This window comes from Euzebyella saccharophila (assembly GCF_014855495.1).
GTDB classification, from domain to species: domain Bacteria; phylum Bacteroidota; class Bacteroidia; order Flavobacteriales; family Flavobacteriaceae; genus Euzebyella; species Euzebyella saccharophila.
In genome coordinates this window covers 288,533-304,645 of sequence record NZ_JACYFJ010000003.1, presented here as the reverse complement: position 1 = coordinate 304,645, position 16,113 = coordinate 288,533, and the positions used below count along the sequence as shown (strand labels likewise).

The 16,113-nt window shown below is 38.9% G+C and carries 15 protein-coding genes and 1 other RNA gene; 11 read left to right on the top strand and 5 right to left on the bottom strand.

The genetic code is table 11. From position 1 onward, the window contains the following. The first annotated feature begins 15 nt into the window (after positions 1-15). Both IL355_RS11995 and ppk1 read left to right on the top strand, forming a co-directional pair. Positions 16-501, top strand: a complete 486-nt coding sequence (locus IL355_RS11995) for a SixA phosphatase family protein (RefSeq protein ID WP_192462360.1) — start codon at positions 16-18, stop codon at positions 499-501. After that, on the top strand, positions 502-2,616 hold the full coding sequence (gene ppk1, locus IL355_RS11990) for a polyphosphate kinase 1 (RefSeq protein ID WP_192462359.1): 2,115 nt from the start codon (positions 502-504) through the stop codon (positions 2,614-2,616). 24 nt (positions 2,617-2,640) lie between these two features. On the opposite strand, the gene miaE is transcribed toward ppk1, so the two are convergent. After that, positions 2,641-3,222 (bottom strand): tRNA-(ms[2]io[6]A)-hydroxylase, encoded by a 582-nt coding sequence (gene miaE, locus IL355_RS11985; protein WP_192462358.1) that lies wholly within the window; start codon positions 3,220-3,222, stop codon positions 2,641-2,643. 159 nt (positions 3,223-3,381) lie between these two features. Here miaE and IL355_RS11980 point away from each other — a divergent pair, with 159 nt between their 5' ends. Genes IL355_RS11980 through IL355_RS11950 form a run of 7 tightly spaced genes read left to right on the top strand, consistent with a single transcriptional unit; the run spans position 3,382 to position 10,160 of the window. Further along, on the top strand, positions 3,382-4,236 hold the full coding sequence (locus tag IL355_RS11980) for an EboA domain-containing protein (protein WP_192462357.1): 855 nt from the start codon (positions 3,382-3,384) through the stop codon (positions 4,234-4,236). A 5-nt stretch (positions 4,237-4,241) separates the two neighbouring features. Further along, positions 4,242-5,150: a TatD family hydrolase gene (locus IL355_RS11975; protein WP_187458977.1), complete on the top strand. Its 909-nt coding sequence runs from the start codon at positions 4,242-4,244 to the stop codon at positions 5,148-5,150. Next, a complete protein-coding gene (gene eboC, locus IL355_RS11970; RefSeq protein ID WP_192462356.1) occupies positions 5,150-6,052 on the top strand; it encodes a UbiA-like protein EboC in 903 nt (300 codons plus the stop codon). Before IL355_RS11975 ends, eboC begins: the two co-directional genes overlap by 1 nt. A gap of 24 nt (positions 6,053-6,076) precedes the next feature. Further along, positions 6,077-7,237: a 3-dehydroquinate synthase gene (locus IL355_RS11965; RefSeq protein WP_225621220.1), complete on the top strand. Its 1,161-nt coding sequence runs from the start codon at positions 6,077-6,079 to the stop codon at positions 7,235-7,237. 2 nt (positions 7,238-7,239) lie between these two features. Continuing rightward, positions 7,240-8,436 carry a metabolite traffic protein EboE gene (eboE, locus tag IL355_RS11960; RefSeq protein WP_192462355.1) on the top strand — a complete coding sequence of 399 codons (1,197 nt, stop codon included), beginning with the start codon at positions 7,240-7,242 and terminating at the stop codon, positions 8,434-8,436. After that, positions 8,437-9,816: an alkaline phosphatase family protein gene (locus IL355_RS11955; protein ID WP_192462354.1), complete on the top strand. Its 1,380-nt coding sequence runs from the start codon at positions 8,437-8,439 to the stop codon at positions 9,814-9,816. Further along, complete coding sequence (locus IL355_RS11950; protein WP_192462353.1) at positions 9,813-10,160, top strand: transmembrane 220 family protein; 348 nt, start codon at positions 9,813-9,815, stop codon at positions 10,158-10,160. The genes IL355_RS11955 and IL355_RS11950 overlap by 4 nt, the downstream gene beginning before the upstream one ends. A gap of 13 nt (positions 10,161-10,173) precedes the next feature. Here the strand turns inward: IL355_RS11950 and IL355_RS11945 are convergent, their stop codons facing one another. After that, positions 10,174-12,027: a DNA polymerase III subunit gamma/tau gene (locus IL355_RS11945; RefSeq protein ID WP_192462352.1), complete on the bottom strand. Its 1,854-nt coding sequence runs from the start codon at positions 12,025-12,027 to the stop codon at positions 10,174-10,176. 121 nt (positions 12,028-12,148) lie between these two features. Here IL355_RS11945 and rnpB point away from each other — a divergent pair. Continuing rightward, an RNA gene (rnpB, locus tag IL355_RS11940) (RNase P RNA component class A) lies at positions 12,149-12,462 on the top strand. On the opposite strand, the gene IL355_RS11935 is transcribed toward rnpB, so the two are convergent. The 3 genes from IL355_RS11935 to IL355_RS11925 are packed head-to-tail and all read right to left on the bottom strand — an operon-like array spanning position 12,462 to position 14,477. Further along, positions 12,462-13,013, bottom strand: a complete 552-nt coding sequence (locus IL355_RS11935; RefSeq protein WP_192462351.1) for an RsmD family RNA methyltransferase — start codon at positions 13,011-13,013, stop codon at positions 12,462-12,464. The genes rnpB and IL355_RS11935 overlap by 1 nt on opposite strands. Continuing rightward, positions 13,013-13,849 (bottom strand): DUF3822 family protein, encoded by an 837-nt coding sequence (locus IL355_RS11930; protein WP_192462350.1) that lies wholly within the window; start codon positions 13,847-13,849, stop codon positions 13,013-13,015. Before IL355_RS11930 ends, IL355_RS11935 begins: the two co-directional genes overlap by 1 nt. Then, positions 13,827-14,477: a hypothetical protein gene (locus tag IL355_RS11925; RefSeq protein ID WP_192462349.1), complete on the bottom strand. Its 651-nt coding sequence runs from the start codon at positions 14,475-14,477 to the stop codon at positions 13,827-13,829. The genes IL355_RS11930 and IL355_RS11925 overlap by 23 nt, the downstream gene beginning before the upstream one ends. A gap of 102 nt (positions 14,478-14,579) precedes the next feature. On the opposite strand from IL355_RS11925, the gene IL355_RS11920 reads away from it, so the two are divergent. After that, entirely contained in the window at positions 14,580-16,013 is a 1,434-nt protein-coding gene (locus tag IL355_RS11920; RefSeq protein WP_192462348.1) for an ATP-dependent DNA helicase, read from the top strand. The last annotated feature ends 100 nt before the right edge of the window (positions 16,014-16,113 follow it).

Below are 16,113 nucleotides of genomic sequence, written 5' to 3'. Positions count from 1 at the left end.
AAAATCGATGCGCATATGAAAAATCTTATTTTCGTACGTCATGGTAAATCTTCGTGGGATTATGCCGTGAGCGATAAGGACCGGCCCTTACAGGAGCGGGGTATTAATGATGCACATTTGGTGGCCGCCAAGCTGGATGTTCTTCAACTGGATATTGATGCTGTGTTTTCCAGCCCTGCCAACCGTGCACTGCATACCTGCTTGATTTTTTTGAGAAAGCTACAATTTCCCTTTTCAAGTTTTCAAGTAGTAGAGGAACTTTATGATTTTTCAGGAGAATCTGATTTACAGTTTGTTAAAGGTCTTTCGGATAACCTAAAGACCGTCATGATATTTGGTCATAACCATGCCTTTACGGACCTTGCCAATTCTTTGGGAAATAGCTATATTGAGAACGTGCCCACAAGCGGTTTGGTTCATATAAGTTTTGATACTTCTCAGTGGAAATCAATAGGCAAAGGCACAACAATTCAAACAATTTTTCCGAAAGACTATAGATAAATGATAAAAACAAAGCCTAGATATATAAATAGGGAAATAAGTTGGTTAAGTTTTAATGAGCGGGTGCTTCAAGAGAGTGAAGATAAAAATGTTCCTTTAATAGAAAGGTTACGTTTTCTAGGTATTTTTTCCAACAACCTGGACGAGTTTTTTAAAGTTAGGTATGCTACGGTTAAGCGCATTTTCGAGGCAGGAAAATCTGGCAAAAGTGTTCTGGGTGGGGAAAAGGCCAAAGATTTGCTGGCAGAGATTACTAAAATAGTAATTGATCAACAACGTAAAAGTGTTGAAATCCTTGAAAAAATCGAAAAGGAACTGGAAGAGCAGGATGTTTATCTTTTGAACGAAAACCAGTTAACCGAAAAGCAAGGTGCCTTTGTTAAGAAGTACTTCTTACAAAAGGTTAGTCCACAACTAATGACTATTATCTTAAGTGATTTGGCGGAATTTCCGATGCTTAAGGATACAGCCGCTTATTTGGCGGTAAAAATGGTATTAAGAAGTGATGACCGTACAAAAAGCACCTACGAGAAAAAAGAAAAACGGTACGCACTTATAGAAATTCCTAAAGGTATTGATCGTTTTGTAGTACTGCCCAAAGAGGGAAATAAGAACTATATAATTATTTTGGATGATGTTATAAGATACTGTCTGGACAGTGTTTTTCCTATGTTCGATTATAAGTCGATAACCTCCCACATGATAAAAATTACCAGGGATGCGGAATTGGATATTGACAATGATCTTAGTAAGAGTTTCATAGAAAAAATCAGTTCCAGTGTAGAACATCGAAAAATAGGCGACCCCGTCCGTTTTGTATATGACAAGAGCATCGAAAACGATACGCTAGAGTTTCTAAAGGAAAAGATGGAAATTGAAGATGCGGATAGTGTTATTCCAGGAGGTCGGTACCACAATAAAAGAGATTATATGGGCTTTCCAAGCTTGGGAAGAAACGATCTTATGTATGATAAGATTACTCCGTTGCCTGTAAAAGGTCTTAATATTGAAGGGAGTCTTTTGGAGAAAATTGCGGAGAAGGACTATATGCAGTATACGCCTTATCACACCTTTTCCTATATTCTTAAATTTTTGAGGGAGGCGGCCCTAGACCCAAAGGTGAAGACCATAAAAATTACCGTATATCGCTTGGCTAATAATTCCCAAGTAGCGGCTTGTTTGAGCAATGCCGTAAAAAATGGAAAGCAGGTTACCTTACAGATTGAACTACGTGCACGTTTTGATGAACAGGCAAACATCAGATATGCAGAAGAACTACAGGCAGAAGGGGTTAAGCTCATTTTTGGTGTGCCCGGCTTAAAGGTTCACAGTAAAATTTGTTTAATTGAGCGTGAAGAAAACGAAGAAATAAAGCGCTACGGTTTTATTAGTACCGGTAATTTCAACGAATCCACTGCTAGAATCTATACGGATTACACTTTATTTACGGCAAACGAACCCATACTAAAGGAGTTGAACAAGGTATTCGATTTCTTTGAAACTACTTATAAAATTAATAAATACAAGCATTTAATTGTATCGCCGCACTATACAAAAAGCTTCTTTAAAAAATTGATCGATAAGGAAATTGCCAATGCCAGGGCTGGAAAGGAAGCCTATATTAAAATAAAGATGAACAGCTTTACGTCCTATAAAATGATCGATAAGCTGTACGAGGCTAGTAATGCCGGTGTAAAAGTACAAATGGTAGTTAGGGGTATTTGTTGTTTGATTCCAGGAGTGGAAGGCATGAGTGAAAATATTGAAGCCATTAGTGTGGTAGATAAGTTTTTGGAACACCCCAGGCTATTTATCTTCTGTAATGAGGGCGTCCCCAAAGTGTATATTTCCTCTGCTGATTTCATGACCAGAAATATTGAAAATAGAGTGGAGGTAGGCTGTCCAATTTATGATGAGGATATCAAAAAGGAGCTGATAGATACGTTTAATATTTCATGGAACGATAATGTGAAGGCACGAATTTTTGATGAAGAACAGCGTAATCTCTATAGGAAAAATGATAAGCCCGCATTGCGGTCCCAATTTGCGATGTACGATTATTATAAGAACAAGTTAAGTTCTGTTGATAATATTGAGGAAGGTATAGATATGTAAAATCTATAAGAAGAGACCGTTCGGTTAACCATGAATGGTCTCTTTTTTTCCTAACTCCTTCATGATGGAAGCTTCATACTCCAAAAGGTCGTTCCATTTTTGGTCTACTTCTTCCCTGTTTCCATACTGTCGGGCAAATTTCAGGAACATAGTATAATGGTTGGCCTCGCTTACCATTAACTTATGGTAAAATTCTGCAAGTTCTTTGTCCTCTAATTCTTCGGAAAGTAAACGAAACCGTTCGCAGCTTCTGGCTTCAATGAGGGCGGCATACAAAAGGCGGTGGGTTAAATGAGTATTTCTACTACCTCCTTTTGGAAAGAACTTCATTAACTTCACCACGTACTCGTCCTTTCTCTCTCTACCTAAGGTTTGTCCTCTGGCAATTATGCGGTCATGAACCATTTTAAAATGTCCCATTTCTTCACGGGAAAGTGCTATCATTTCATCTACCAGTTCAGTGTAATCGGGAAAGCTAATAATCAATGAGATAGCTGTGCTGGCCGCCTTTTGCTCACAATACGCATGATCCGTTAAAATCTCATCTATATTCTTTTCAACGATATTTACCCATCTGGGGTCCGTAGGTAGTTTAAGACCAAGCATAATTCTTAATTTTTTTGTAAAATTAGGAAGAATCTTTAATATGAAAGCTTCCTTTTAGGTTAGTTTCCCTTTGGAATAATTAGATTTGTAGTTAGTTGTTTTTTGGCAATGCTATTAATAACAACACCAAATTAAACCGAAAAGTTCAAAAATAGTACCATGAATCTCTCAAGCGTAGATGAAGAGCTATTGCACGTATTGAGCTCTAATTTAGATGCTGATGCATTTGATTGGCTCAATTCCAAAATTGATGTCATCATAGAAAACAAGTCTGCCAAAGATTTGTACCTCACGTATAGTTTGCTGTCAACCAAAGCAAATGAGAATAAGAAAATCTCGTTTGAACTTGATGATAAAGAGCTGGAATCTTATTTATTGCAGCAGCAAGCCAATGAGCTGGAGATTTCTAGAATTTACTTGTTGATAAAGGTTTTAAAAACCGATGCCACTTTTTTTCAGCCTAAAGTAGCCAACTTGATACAGGTGGCCGATACGGGAGAGCTTATTACTTTCTTGAAATTTGTTATTTTGTTACCCAATGCCGAGGAGTACAACCATGTAGCGGTGGAGGCTTTACGAACCAATATTGCCACTGTTTTTGAGGCTATTAGCATGGGTAATCCATATCCCGCCAGGTTTTTTAACGACCAACAGTGGAACCAAATGTATTTAAAGGCTGCTTTTGTGCAATTAGACCTTTCTCAGATTTTGGAGGTCGATGCTAGGGCCAATAAAGATTTAGCTAGAATTATTTCGGATTATGCTCATGAGAGATGGGCTGCGTCTAGGGAAATTGACCCCTTATTCTGGAGGCCTGTTTCCAGTTTTATAGATGGTACGCTCTATCAGGATATGAAACGTTTGTTGGAGAGTGACAATCCGTCCGAGAATAGAGCAGGTGCCCTTTGTTGTCATTTTTCCGATAATAGGGAAGCACAAAAATTACTACAGAATTACCAACAACTAAACCACCAAGTTACCAATGGAACGATTACTTGGGAAAATGTAAAATAAGTATTATGGAAGATAAAATGATGATCATTGACCCGCATGTTCATATGACGTCCCGTACAACGGATGATTACGAGGCAATGGCCGCAGCAGGAGTTGTAGCGGTAATTGAACCCTCCTTTTGGTTGGGACAGCCCCGTACTCAAGTAGGCTCATTTCAAGATTATTTTAGCAGCCTAGTAGGTTGGGAACGTTTTAGGGCAAGTCAATTTGGTATTCAGCATTATTGTACCATAGGCCTTAATTCCAAAGAAGCTAATAACGAGGCGCTGGCGGAGCAGGTCATTGAGCTTCTCCCACTTTACCTGCATAAAGAGAATGTAGTGGCCATAGGAGAAATAGGGTATGATGATCAAACCCCGGCAGAAGATAAGTATTTTAGAATGCAGCTAGAAATGGCTAAGGAGTTGGATATGGTGGTTCAGGTGCATACCCCTCACCGCGACAAAAAAGCAGGTACGCTTAAAAGTATGGAAGTTTGCCTTGAACACGGTTTAGACCCTTCCAAGGTTATTATTGACCATAACAATGAAGAGACTGTTAAGGACGTGTTGGATAAGGGCTTTATAGCCGCCTTCACCATCTATCCCAAGACTAAGATGGGTAATGAGCGTATGGTAGAAGTGGTGAGAAAATTTGGTAGTACCAATATTATCGTTGATAGTTCTGCGGATTGGGGTGTAAGTGACCCTCTAGCTGTGCCAAAAACAGCTTCTTTAATGCTTAAAAGAGGTATTGCCAAGGAGGATGTCCATAAAACGTGTTATCAGAATGCATTGGATATTTTTAGCTACAATGGCAAAATGAAAGAAGAACATTGGTTGAACCCACAAGGAATTAATCAATCACAATTGTTCAATGATAATAGTGTGCTAAGAGGTCAAGAACCTAGAATAGACGCCGATCAAATAACATAATGAACAAGGTTGTACTTGGTTATGCGCGTTTGGCCAGGCCCGCGAATCTTCCCACCGCTGCAGCCGATATTTTTGCCGGAACAGCCATAGGAGGACTTTTCATTTCCAAAAATCCATTGGAAGTTTTTGCTTCCGAATTGGGGCTTTCATTCTTATTTCTTGTAGTGTCCTCCATTTTTCTCTATGCCGGAGGTGTGATAATGAATGATGTTTTCGATTATCGGCTAGATTTAATAGAAAGACCCGAAAGACCTATACCTAGTGGAGTAGTACCATTGGTCTCTGCCAGTATATTTGGGGCCGTAGTGCTGTTATTGGGGGTTACAATGGCTTTTCTTGTTTCTTTAGCTTCGGGTGCTATTGCCACCACTTTGGCGTTAAGTATATTGTTGTATGATGGGTTAGCTAAAAAGCATGGCTTTTTTGGACCTTTGATCATGGGTATCTGTAGGGGACTCAATCTCATTTTGGGAATGTCAATTTTAGGATTGTTATCGTATGCTTGGTTGGCATTAATACCGGTGATTTACATATTTGCCATAACTCTTATAAGTAGGGGGGAGGTGCATGGGAATAATAAGGGGCACATAGTTTTGGCCGGAGTGTTATATTCCCTAGTCATTTTGGCCATTTTGTTAGCGTCGTTTTTATATACGGAATCAATTCTGGGAACGTTCATATATTTAGGGCTCTTTGCTTATATGATATTTAGGCCGTTGATAAAGGCCTATTCGGATAATTCTCCAAAGAATATAAAAGGAGCTGTAATGGGAGGGGTTATTTCCCTAATTATAATGGATGCGGCTTTGGGGGCCACTTTTTCCGTGTGGTGGTATGGTTTGGTTATTTTGCTATTACTTCCAATTTCAAAAGGATTGGCCAAGATGTTTGCTGTAACGTAATGAGCGGCACAATAAAAGAATATAATGATGAAGACTATAGAACAGAATTTTCAAGTTGCTTATAGGTATAGGCTGTTCTTTACCGAGAATCTATTCGATCAAAAGAATACATTATTCAGTGATCTTTTAAAGGAATATAAAAGCGAACCGGTAAAGCTGCTTTTTGTGGTGGATAATGGTGTTTCTGAAGCGCATCCGGATTTACTAAAAAATATAGCTTCCTATTGTGATGTGTACAAGGACAATCTTGTATTCACCCAATCCATAATCGTTCAAGGAGGGGAAGCCTGTAAGAATGGGGACCAGCATGTGAACCAAATTTTGGACGGTATTAATGATTATGCCATTTGCAGACATTCTTTTGTAGTAGTAATTGGTGGTGGCGCAGTCATTGATATGGCAGGCTACGCAGCAGCTATTGCTCACAGGGGAGTGAAAATCATTCGCATTCCTACTACGGTGCTTTCTCAAAATGACTCTGCCGTTGGTGTTAAAAATAGTGTGAACTACTTTGGGAAAAAGAATTTTTTAGGAACGTTTGCCCCTCCTTATGCTATTATAAATGACAGTGTTTTTTTAGAAACCCTCGAGCAAAGGGACTGGATTTCCGGTGTGGCGGAAGCTTTGAAAGTAGCACTGATCAAGGATAAAAATTTCTTTGAATATATTGAAAGCAATGCTCTTAAACTGGGAGAACGCGATATGGAAACAATGCAATATACCATTTATAGGTGTGCCGAAATGCATATGGAACATATAGCAACCGGCGGGGACCCTTTTGAAAGTGGTTCATCAAGACCATTGGATTTTGGCCATTGGGCGGCCCATAAACTGGAGCAGATGACCAATTATCAATTACGCCATGGGGAAGCTGTGGCCAAGGGTATTGTTTTGGATGTTGCTTACTCATATCTAATCGGTTTAATTAGTGAAAGCGATTTTAATAGGGTGGCTCAAGTTTTTGAAAATATAGGTTTCGATTTGCATTTTCCCATCAGTTCTAAGGATGAAATGGAATGCCTTTTAAATGGAATTCAGGAGTTTAGGGAGCATTTGGGAGGCAGGCTTACCATTACCCTTATTTCAGATATTGGTGTTAAACATGATGTACATGAAATAGATAATGATAAAATGATGGAAGCCCTTTATCTAGTCAATAAAATTTCAGAATCAAAAGCCGTTTAACTTTGAAATTAACAGAAAACTTTCAATTAACGTACTGTACCAATGTTCACCCAGGTTCTGATTGGGCAACCACTTTTCAAACTTTGGAAGAATATGTTCCTGTGATTAAAAAGCAGGTAACGGGTACTTCAGATTTTGGTCTAGGCTTAAGGTTATCCAACAAGGCTAGTGAAGAATTAGGAACAGCAAAAAGGTTACAGGAGTTTAAAAAGTGGTTGGATGATAATGGGGTGTATGTTTTTACGATGAACGGATTTCCTTATGGAAATTTTCACAATGAAAGGGTCAAAGATGATGTTCATACGCCTGATTGGACCACAAAGGAGCGGCTGGAGTATACCAAGCGACTTTTTGATCAGTTGCTGGTTCTTTTGCCAGAGGGAATGAACGGTGGAATTTCTACCTCTCCCATAAGCTATAAATATTGGCACAAGGGTGAGGCAGCTACCAAGTTGGCCTTTGAAAAGGGAACTGAGCATTTGTTGCAAGTAATATTGCATTTGCAGGGGTTGGAAGAGAAAACCGGAGTTTATATGCACTTGGATCTGGAGCCTGAACCAGACGGCTTACTAGAAAATAGTGATGAGGTGCTATCTTATTTCAAGGAGTATTTAATTCCTATGGGTGTATCGTTTTTAATGGATGAACTTGAGATATCGGAAAGGGAAGCAAAAGCTTTGATTCATCGTTATATAACGGTCTGTTACGATATTTGTCACTTTTCCCTTGCCTTTGAAGAACCGGAAGATACCTTTGCAAAGTTTAGGAATGCAGGTATACAAATTGGAAAAATTCAGGTAAGTGCAGCATTGAAAATTATATCAAACAAGGAAAACAATAATCCCGTTTGGGAGGCGCTTTCTCAATTTGATGAACCGGTTTATTTGCATCAGGTGACTGAATTCAAAGACGGTAAGGTCACGACCTATAGCGATTTGCCAGAGGTTTTGAAAGTTAAAAATCCATTTGAGGAATTAAGGGCCCATTTTCATGTTCCTATTTTCTTGGAACAGTTTGGGGAATTATATTCTACACAAGACCATATTTTAAAGGTCATTGAATTTATTCGGCAAAATCCTGTTTCGGAGCATTTGGAAATAGAAACATACACGTGGGATGTGTTGCCTCAAGCCTTAAAGCGTGACTTAACGGAATCCGTTGTACGAGAACTCAATTGGTTCAAAGATAAGTTTGATTAAATGAAGAAGACCGTTGTAATCAATGTTGTTGGGCTTACCCAACGCTTAATTGGGGAACATACACCTTTTATAGAATCTTTTTTAAAATCTGGCCGTTCGGCACATATTTATCCGGCAATACCGGCTGTTACCTGTACCGCTCAATCTACCTATCTCACAGGGAAAACACCTTCGGAGCACGGGGTAGTAGCAAACGGATGGTATTTTAAAGAGGAGTGTGAAGTAAAGTTTTGGAGGCAATCCAATAAACTGGTTGAAGCTGAAAAAATTTGGGAGAAATTAAAAAAACAAGACGAGCACTTTACGTGTGCGAACATGTTTTGGTGGTACAATATGTATTCCACCGCAGACTACAGTGTTACTCCTAGGCCTAATTATTTAGCAGATGGAAGGAAAATACCGGATTGCTATTCCCATCCTGCTGAATTAAGGGATACGCTTCAAAGCGAATTGGGAATGTTTCCGTTGTTTAATTTTTGGGGTCCAAAGACCTCCATTAAATCAAGCCAGTGGATTGCAGATGCTACCATAAGAACAGATGCACTGCATGACCCAACTTTGGCTCTGGTCTATCTTCCTCATTTAGATTATAATTTACAGCGCTATGGACATGATTTTAAAAAAATCAAAAAAGATTTAAATGAGATTGATGGGGTAGTAAAACAGTTGGTCACCTATTATAAAAAGAAGAATGCGCAGGTGATTATTCTATCCGAGTACGGAATTACTGATGTAAACAATCCAATCCATTTGAATAGGATTTTACGATCAAAAGGATATATAGCTGTAAGGGAAGAACGAGGCTTGGAATTACTGGACGCCGGGGCTAGTCAAGCTTTTGCCGTTGCAGACCACCAAATAGCACATATCTATTTAAACGATGCTTCCATAAAACAGGAGGTAAAAACGTTAATGGAATCCGTTACAGGTGTGGAAAAAGTGCTGGTAGGAGAAGAAATTTCCAAATATGGATTGGCACATGAACGGTCGGGAGATTTGGTGTTGCTTTCAGGACCGGATTCTTGGTTTACCTACTATTTTTGGTTAGATGACAAAAAGGCTCCGGATTACGCGAGAATGGTTGATATTCATAAGAAACCAGGTTTTGATCCCGTGGAAATGCTTACGGACCCCAAAGATAAACTGGTCATGCCCAAAGTAGCTCTCAAACTTCTAAAAAAGAAACTGGGCTTTAGAACCGTATTGGATATCATTCCATTGGATGCAACTTTGATAAAAGGTTCTCATGGGCGCGTACCCGAGGATAAAGCGGATTATCCAATATTAATTTCTGACAACCCAAGTGCAACTTTTGCAAACGAAGTGGATGCTACGGACGTATTTGGTATTGTGGAGAATCACGTTACAGAAAAAGTATGAGGAAGCTACAAAGAATTATTGGGGTGTTGTTTGCACTTTTGTGCATTTGGGCGGCATATCTTCAGTACAATGACCCGGATGCATTTACTTGGTATCTCATTTATGGTTTGGCGGCCATTGGGTCTTTATTTTTTGCCTATGGCAGGTTGAAATTTTCTGTTTCCCTAATTTTTTGCCTTATTTATTTGGTAGCTACCGCCTTTTTATGGCCTGAAAAATTTGAAGGTTTTACCATTGGTGAAGGGGATATCGTGAATATTGAGAAGGGTAGGGAGGCCTGCGGAATGCTTATTGTAGCAATAGTATTTTTAGTTTATTCCCTTATGCTTCGGTATGAAAAGTAAAAGCTGAGGAGGTTTATAAATCCAAATCAAAAGTTTGCCTTAACAGGTCTATCGCAGGATTCTTTTTACGTAATTTTTCATATTTCTCTTCCGGTGTAAAAGCGAATTTTTTGGCGGTGGCTTCGTTTACAGTTATCTTAAGCTCAATAAAATAGTTGTTGAGATTGGTTTTTAAGTATTCCATGAGGTCATATTGCTCCCGCTCTATCTCCTTTTTCATGGTGCTATTGGGCAATTCGATCCAAATAACGTTCTCACCTTGCAATTTTGGAATATCGGCCCCCAAATTGGAAGCCAAAATTTTTCGTCCCTTTTTATCAATGTGCGCTACAAAATCTTCCCAATGTTGTTGCATCTGCTCCTCTGTAAAAGAAGAACGGGGAAGCTTGCTGTAATCAATGCTCACATCTTTTTTACTGTCCTCGTGGGCTTTTTTTGCTTTTAAACTGGATATGGAGAGGGCAGAAATTCGTTTTTTGGCAATATCCATACCCAACTTCTTGGCACTTTCATCTAACTGCGGCTCTTTTTGAACTGGCTTGGAAGGTTGCGGTTCGTAGTTACTTTTTTCTTCCTCTACTAGGGTTGCTACCTCTGCATCCTTCTTTGGTATATTTACCGTTTTCTCGGGATTATTTTGCTGAGGCGTTACAAGTGATGGTTGTACCTTTGGGTTGGACTCTTGATGTTCTGCAGACGGAGTAGGTTGTTCAAAAGTTCGTTCTGTGTGTTTACCTTTATAAAAACTGGCCGGAGCTATAAAATCTACACTCTGGGTATTTAGTTCACCGTTAAAGTTTTTTTTTTCGGCATCAAAACCAAGGGATGCCAATTTCATAAGGGTAAGCTCTACCAATAGCCGTTGGTTTCTGCTGGATTTATATTTTAAATCGCATTCATTTGCCAAGTCAAGCGCTCTTAATAAAAATGGGTTATTGGTTTTCTTTGCCTGTTCTAGGTATTGCTGTTTGGCACCATCACCTACTTCTAGCAAATTAATGGTATCTGTATGCTGGCAAACCATTAAATCCCTAAAATGAGAAGCTAAACCACTTATGAAATGATGACCATCAAACCCGTAGGAAAGAGTTTTGTTGTAAAGCAACAAGAGATTTGGAATATCGTGTTCCAAAATGAGACCCGTGGCTTTAAAATACGTATCATAGTCAAGAACGTTCAAGTTCTCTGTAACTGCCTTTCTGGTAAGCTCCTTGCCTGAAAAGCTCACCACCCTATCAAATATGGACAGCGCATCACGCATGGCGCCATCAGCTTTTTGGGCTATAATATGAAGTGCATCTTCCTCTGCATTTATACCTTGGTTTTCGGCAATGTATTTTAAGTACTCTGCAGCGTCTTTAACAGTAATTCTTTTGAAATCAAAAATTTGACACCTGGAGAGTATCGTAGGGATAATTTTATGCTTCTCGGTGGTAGCCAATATAAATATGGCATGCTTTGGAGGTTCTTCCAACGTTTTTAAGAAAGCATTGAAAGCTGATTGGGAAAGCATGTGCACCTCATCAATTATATAAACCTTGTATTTGCCAATTTGTGGTGGTATCCTAACCTGATCTATAAGATTTCTTATGTCATCTACGGAGTTGTTGGAAGCTGCATCCAGCTCAAAGATGTTGAATGCAAAATCCTCATCTTCTCTTTCCGTACCGTCCTGATTGATTTTTTTTGCCAGTATACGGGCGCAAGTGGTCTTGCCAACACCCCTTGGTCCACAAAAAAGTAATGCCTGTGCCAAGTGATTATGCTCTATGGCATTGGTAAGGGTATTGGTAATGGCCTGTTGCCCAACTACATCTTTAAATGTCTGGGGTCTATACTTTCTTGCCGATACTACAAAGTGCTCCAATGAACAGGGTATTTCTTATCAATTAGACTTACCTACAAATATAAAAAATGAAGGGGCTTTGATTCTCTAATTTAGAGGAGATAAAATCTTTATTTATCAACAATTAATCTAATTTTGCCTCCGAGCAGGCTACCTTATCGCTCCAATTGATATTGGGGAGGAAAGTCCGGACACCATAGTGCAACGTAGCGGGTAACGCCCGTCATTCCATTTCTTTGGAATAGGACAAGTGCAACAGAAAGAATGTACAGGTTAAGCTGTAGTGAAATCAGGTAAACTCTATGTGGTGCAACGTCATGTAAATCGGTGTTTGAGGGTTGCACGCCCAAACCGAAGGGTAGGCGGTTAGATTTTGTCAGTAATGGCAAAACCAGATAAATGATAAGGGAGCTCCTTGGAGCTTTACAGAATCCGGCTTATTGGCCTGCTTATTTTTATTTCACTTTCTCTTCCGTTTCAAAAAAACTAAAGGAACTACTGCCATATTTCCTCTTTTCTGAAAAATGGGGTAGGTGAGATAGGTCTGTGTGGCTGGCATGTTCTAAAACTAAAATACCACCCTCCAGCAATATTTCTTTGGCGAAGACCAGGGTTACTATTTTTTCAAACTCCTCTAGCGGTAGGTCATAAGGAGGGTCTGCAAACAAAACGTCCAATTTTAGATTGGATTTTTCCAAGTACCCAAAAACGTCACTTTTAATAGCGGTTATGGGCATTTCTAGATCCTTGGCCGTTTTGTTTATGAATTGAATACAACCAGAGTGGCTATCTACTGCGTATAATTCTTTTGTGCCTCTTGAAGCAAACTCATAAAGAATGTTTCCAGTGCCGCTAAACAGGTCCAAGACCTTAATTTCATCAAAATAATACCGGTTGTTTAGGATATTGAACAGGGCTTCCTTGGCCATATCCGTTGTTGGTCTTACTGGTAAATTTTTGGGTGCTGTTATTCTTTTTCCTTTGTGGATTCCTGAAATTATACGCATTAAAGGGCATTTATTACTGTAAAATCAATGGTGTCTTCTTGGTTGTTCAAATAGGTATGAGGGCCAAACTCCGGAACAAAAATGGATATGTTCTTCACATATTTATAACAGAGTTTATATAACTCATCATCCTCTTCCACAGCACCAAATAACTTTAAAGGAATTGTCTCTGTGCTAAGCTTTAACTGCTCAAGGGTAAATAGTAAGTAATATAGGAAGTCTTCCTTGGTATGAAATGTAAAACTATTGAATAATACCAGTTGTTTCTGATCCAGTAAGGTAACATCCATCTGGTTTTCCAAAACATATACATAACAAATAGGATTTACGGCTTTTGACTGTCCCTTTAAAAGGGATTCTGCCATGACCGTACCATTGTGCTTATAGGTAAATTCGCCGTACAGTTCGTAGATGTAATTATTAATATTTACGAAGGGTACATACACATTGACCATATCATGACTATCTATTTCATCAAAGGCCAAGTGGTCATTTGCCAAAATTTTGGTGTTGAATTTTAAATAATTTGCCAATTCATTTTCATCGAACAGGGGCTTGGGTACCAAACCAAAAAGTTGATTGCGGTGTACCACCACTACTTCAGTAAACTTTTGGCTAGTGAGTTGGTATTTGGTAAGCATCTGCTTTAACTCCTTTAAAAGTTGGTAAGGGTTAAGCGTTTGCTCAAATACTTGGTTCTGCGTTTTGATTATGTTGTTGTTTACAGAATCAAAAACACAAAAAGAAAGTCCATTCAAGCTAACTTGAATGGACAATTTCTTAAACTCTTCGACTGTATGGTTCGCCGTAATATTATTGCTCTCCTTTTTTGTCATAAACCGGTGGCCAGTTACCGCTGGTACTAACTTCGTCCATAGATCCTACCTTAATGGCATTACCGTTAACTTCATCAACACCAATTTCTGCATTTTCTTTGTCCAACAATGTTTTTGGCTGATCATAAAGGACGATTGATTTATCAACCTTAGCTTCAAAAACAGGTGCTTTATAGCCACTCTTTTCAACAAAACCGGCATCCATTGTAAATTTTTCACCGTTTTGAGCGAAAGGAATTTCAGCTAAATTTTTGTATCTGTTGTCACTCTTAAAAAGTGAGTCCTTAACGGAAACAGTACCCAATGTATCAATAATCTTTACTTCCTTCAACATATCGATTTGATAAGTTTCATCAAATTCCATGAAAGAAGAGTCACGTTGTTGTGTGATGGTGTAATTACCGGTATCTATAAATTTGATAAGGCTATTGAAGTCCTTCGCGTATCTTTTGTTTACCGTTTTGTAAGCCTCTTGCGAATTTCTAATATCCTTAAGTTTTGCAATTACCTGAGCAAAACGTTCCTGCTTCGTTTTATTAAATTCTATAGGGCCTGTTACGGAATTGTAGATAAGATATCCCAATCCTAAACAAACGATCCAAAGTACAATTTGAATTACGGTCTTCATTTCTTACTAGTGTTATTTAAATTTAGTGGTTAGGACAAATCTACAATTTTTTTTCAATCGCAAAAGTATTTCAAGTAAAAATCATCTTTATCTTTGAGCCCTATGACAAGCCTCACAGAAGCTTCTTACTACAAATTGTTGATTGAGAAATTTCCTCATGAACCTACCCTAAAACAATCTTCCGCATTACAAAAACTAGCCTCTTTCGTAATGTCCAAAAAAGGAGATACGGTGTTCATGCTCAGAGGGTTTGCCGGCACAGGAAAGACCACGTTGATAGGTACTTTGGTAAAGACCTTGTGGAAAACAACGCAAAAATCCGTACTTATGGCCCCCACGGGAAGGGCCGCCAAAGTAATGAGTAATTATTCCAATACGCAGGCGTTTACCATTCATAGAAAAATTTACTTCCCCAAAAAGCAGGGAGCTGCGGGGGTACAGTTTGTACTGGCGCCCAATAAACATAGAAATACCATTTTCATTGTGGATGAGGCTTCTATGATTCCGGATGCTCCCGCCGACTCCAAACTATTTGAGAACGGTTCCTTGTTGGATGATTTACTCATGTTCGTGTATTCCGGTCATAATTGTAAGCTTGTACTCATTGGTGACACTGCCCAGTTGCCACCGGTAAAGCTGGATTTAAGTCCGGCCTTGGATGCGGATAGGTTGAGTTTGAATTATAATAAGGACGTCATAGATATGGAAATGGATGAAGTGGTAAGACAGGCCACGGATTCTGGAATTCTTGCCAATGCTACCATGCTACGAGAACAATTGCAGAGTGGCTTTTTTGAGAATTTTCAATTTGATGTTCTTCCCTTTAATGATATTGTAAGGCTTATAGATGGCCATGAGGTTCAAGAAGCCATTGATGCCTCTTACTCGGAAGAAGGCAAGGAAGAAACTGCCTTTATCGTAAGGTCCAACAAAAGGGCCAATCTGTACAACGAAAATATTAGAAGTAGAATTCTGTTTTTGGAAAATGAATTGGCCGTTGGGGATTATATGATGGTGGTCAAAAACAACTATTTTTGGTTAAAACCAAGCACTGAGGCGGGCTTTATAGCCAACGGTGATATCATTGAAGTACTGGAGATTTTTGCATTTAAGTCCCTTTATGGGTTTAGGTTTGCAGAGGTAAAAGTAAAAATGGTGGATTACCCCAACCAAAAACCCTTTGAAACCGTCTTGTTGTTAGACACCGTAAAGGCGGTTACACCATCGCTATCATATGAAGATGGCAATAGACTTTACCAAGAAGTGATGAAAGATTACGCAAATGAAAGCTCCAAGTATCGGAAATTTATGGGCGTCAAGAACAACAAGTACTTTAATGCCTTGCAAGTAAAATTTTCTTATGCCATTACTTGTCACAAATCCCAGGGAGGCCAATGGAATACAGTATTTGTAGAGCAACCTTATATGCCTAATGGTGTTGATAAGGAACTGTTGAGATGGCTCTATACGGCGGTAACACGGGCAAAGAGCAAGTTGTATCTTATTGGTTTTAAAGGAGATTTTTTTCTTGAATAGGAAAAAGTTAAATTCGTAGGGTTGGTTAAGAAAGGTTATCTTAAGTGTGGCCTCTAAACTTGTTTTTAACCTTTTTAGAATGCTAACCGATATAAATCAT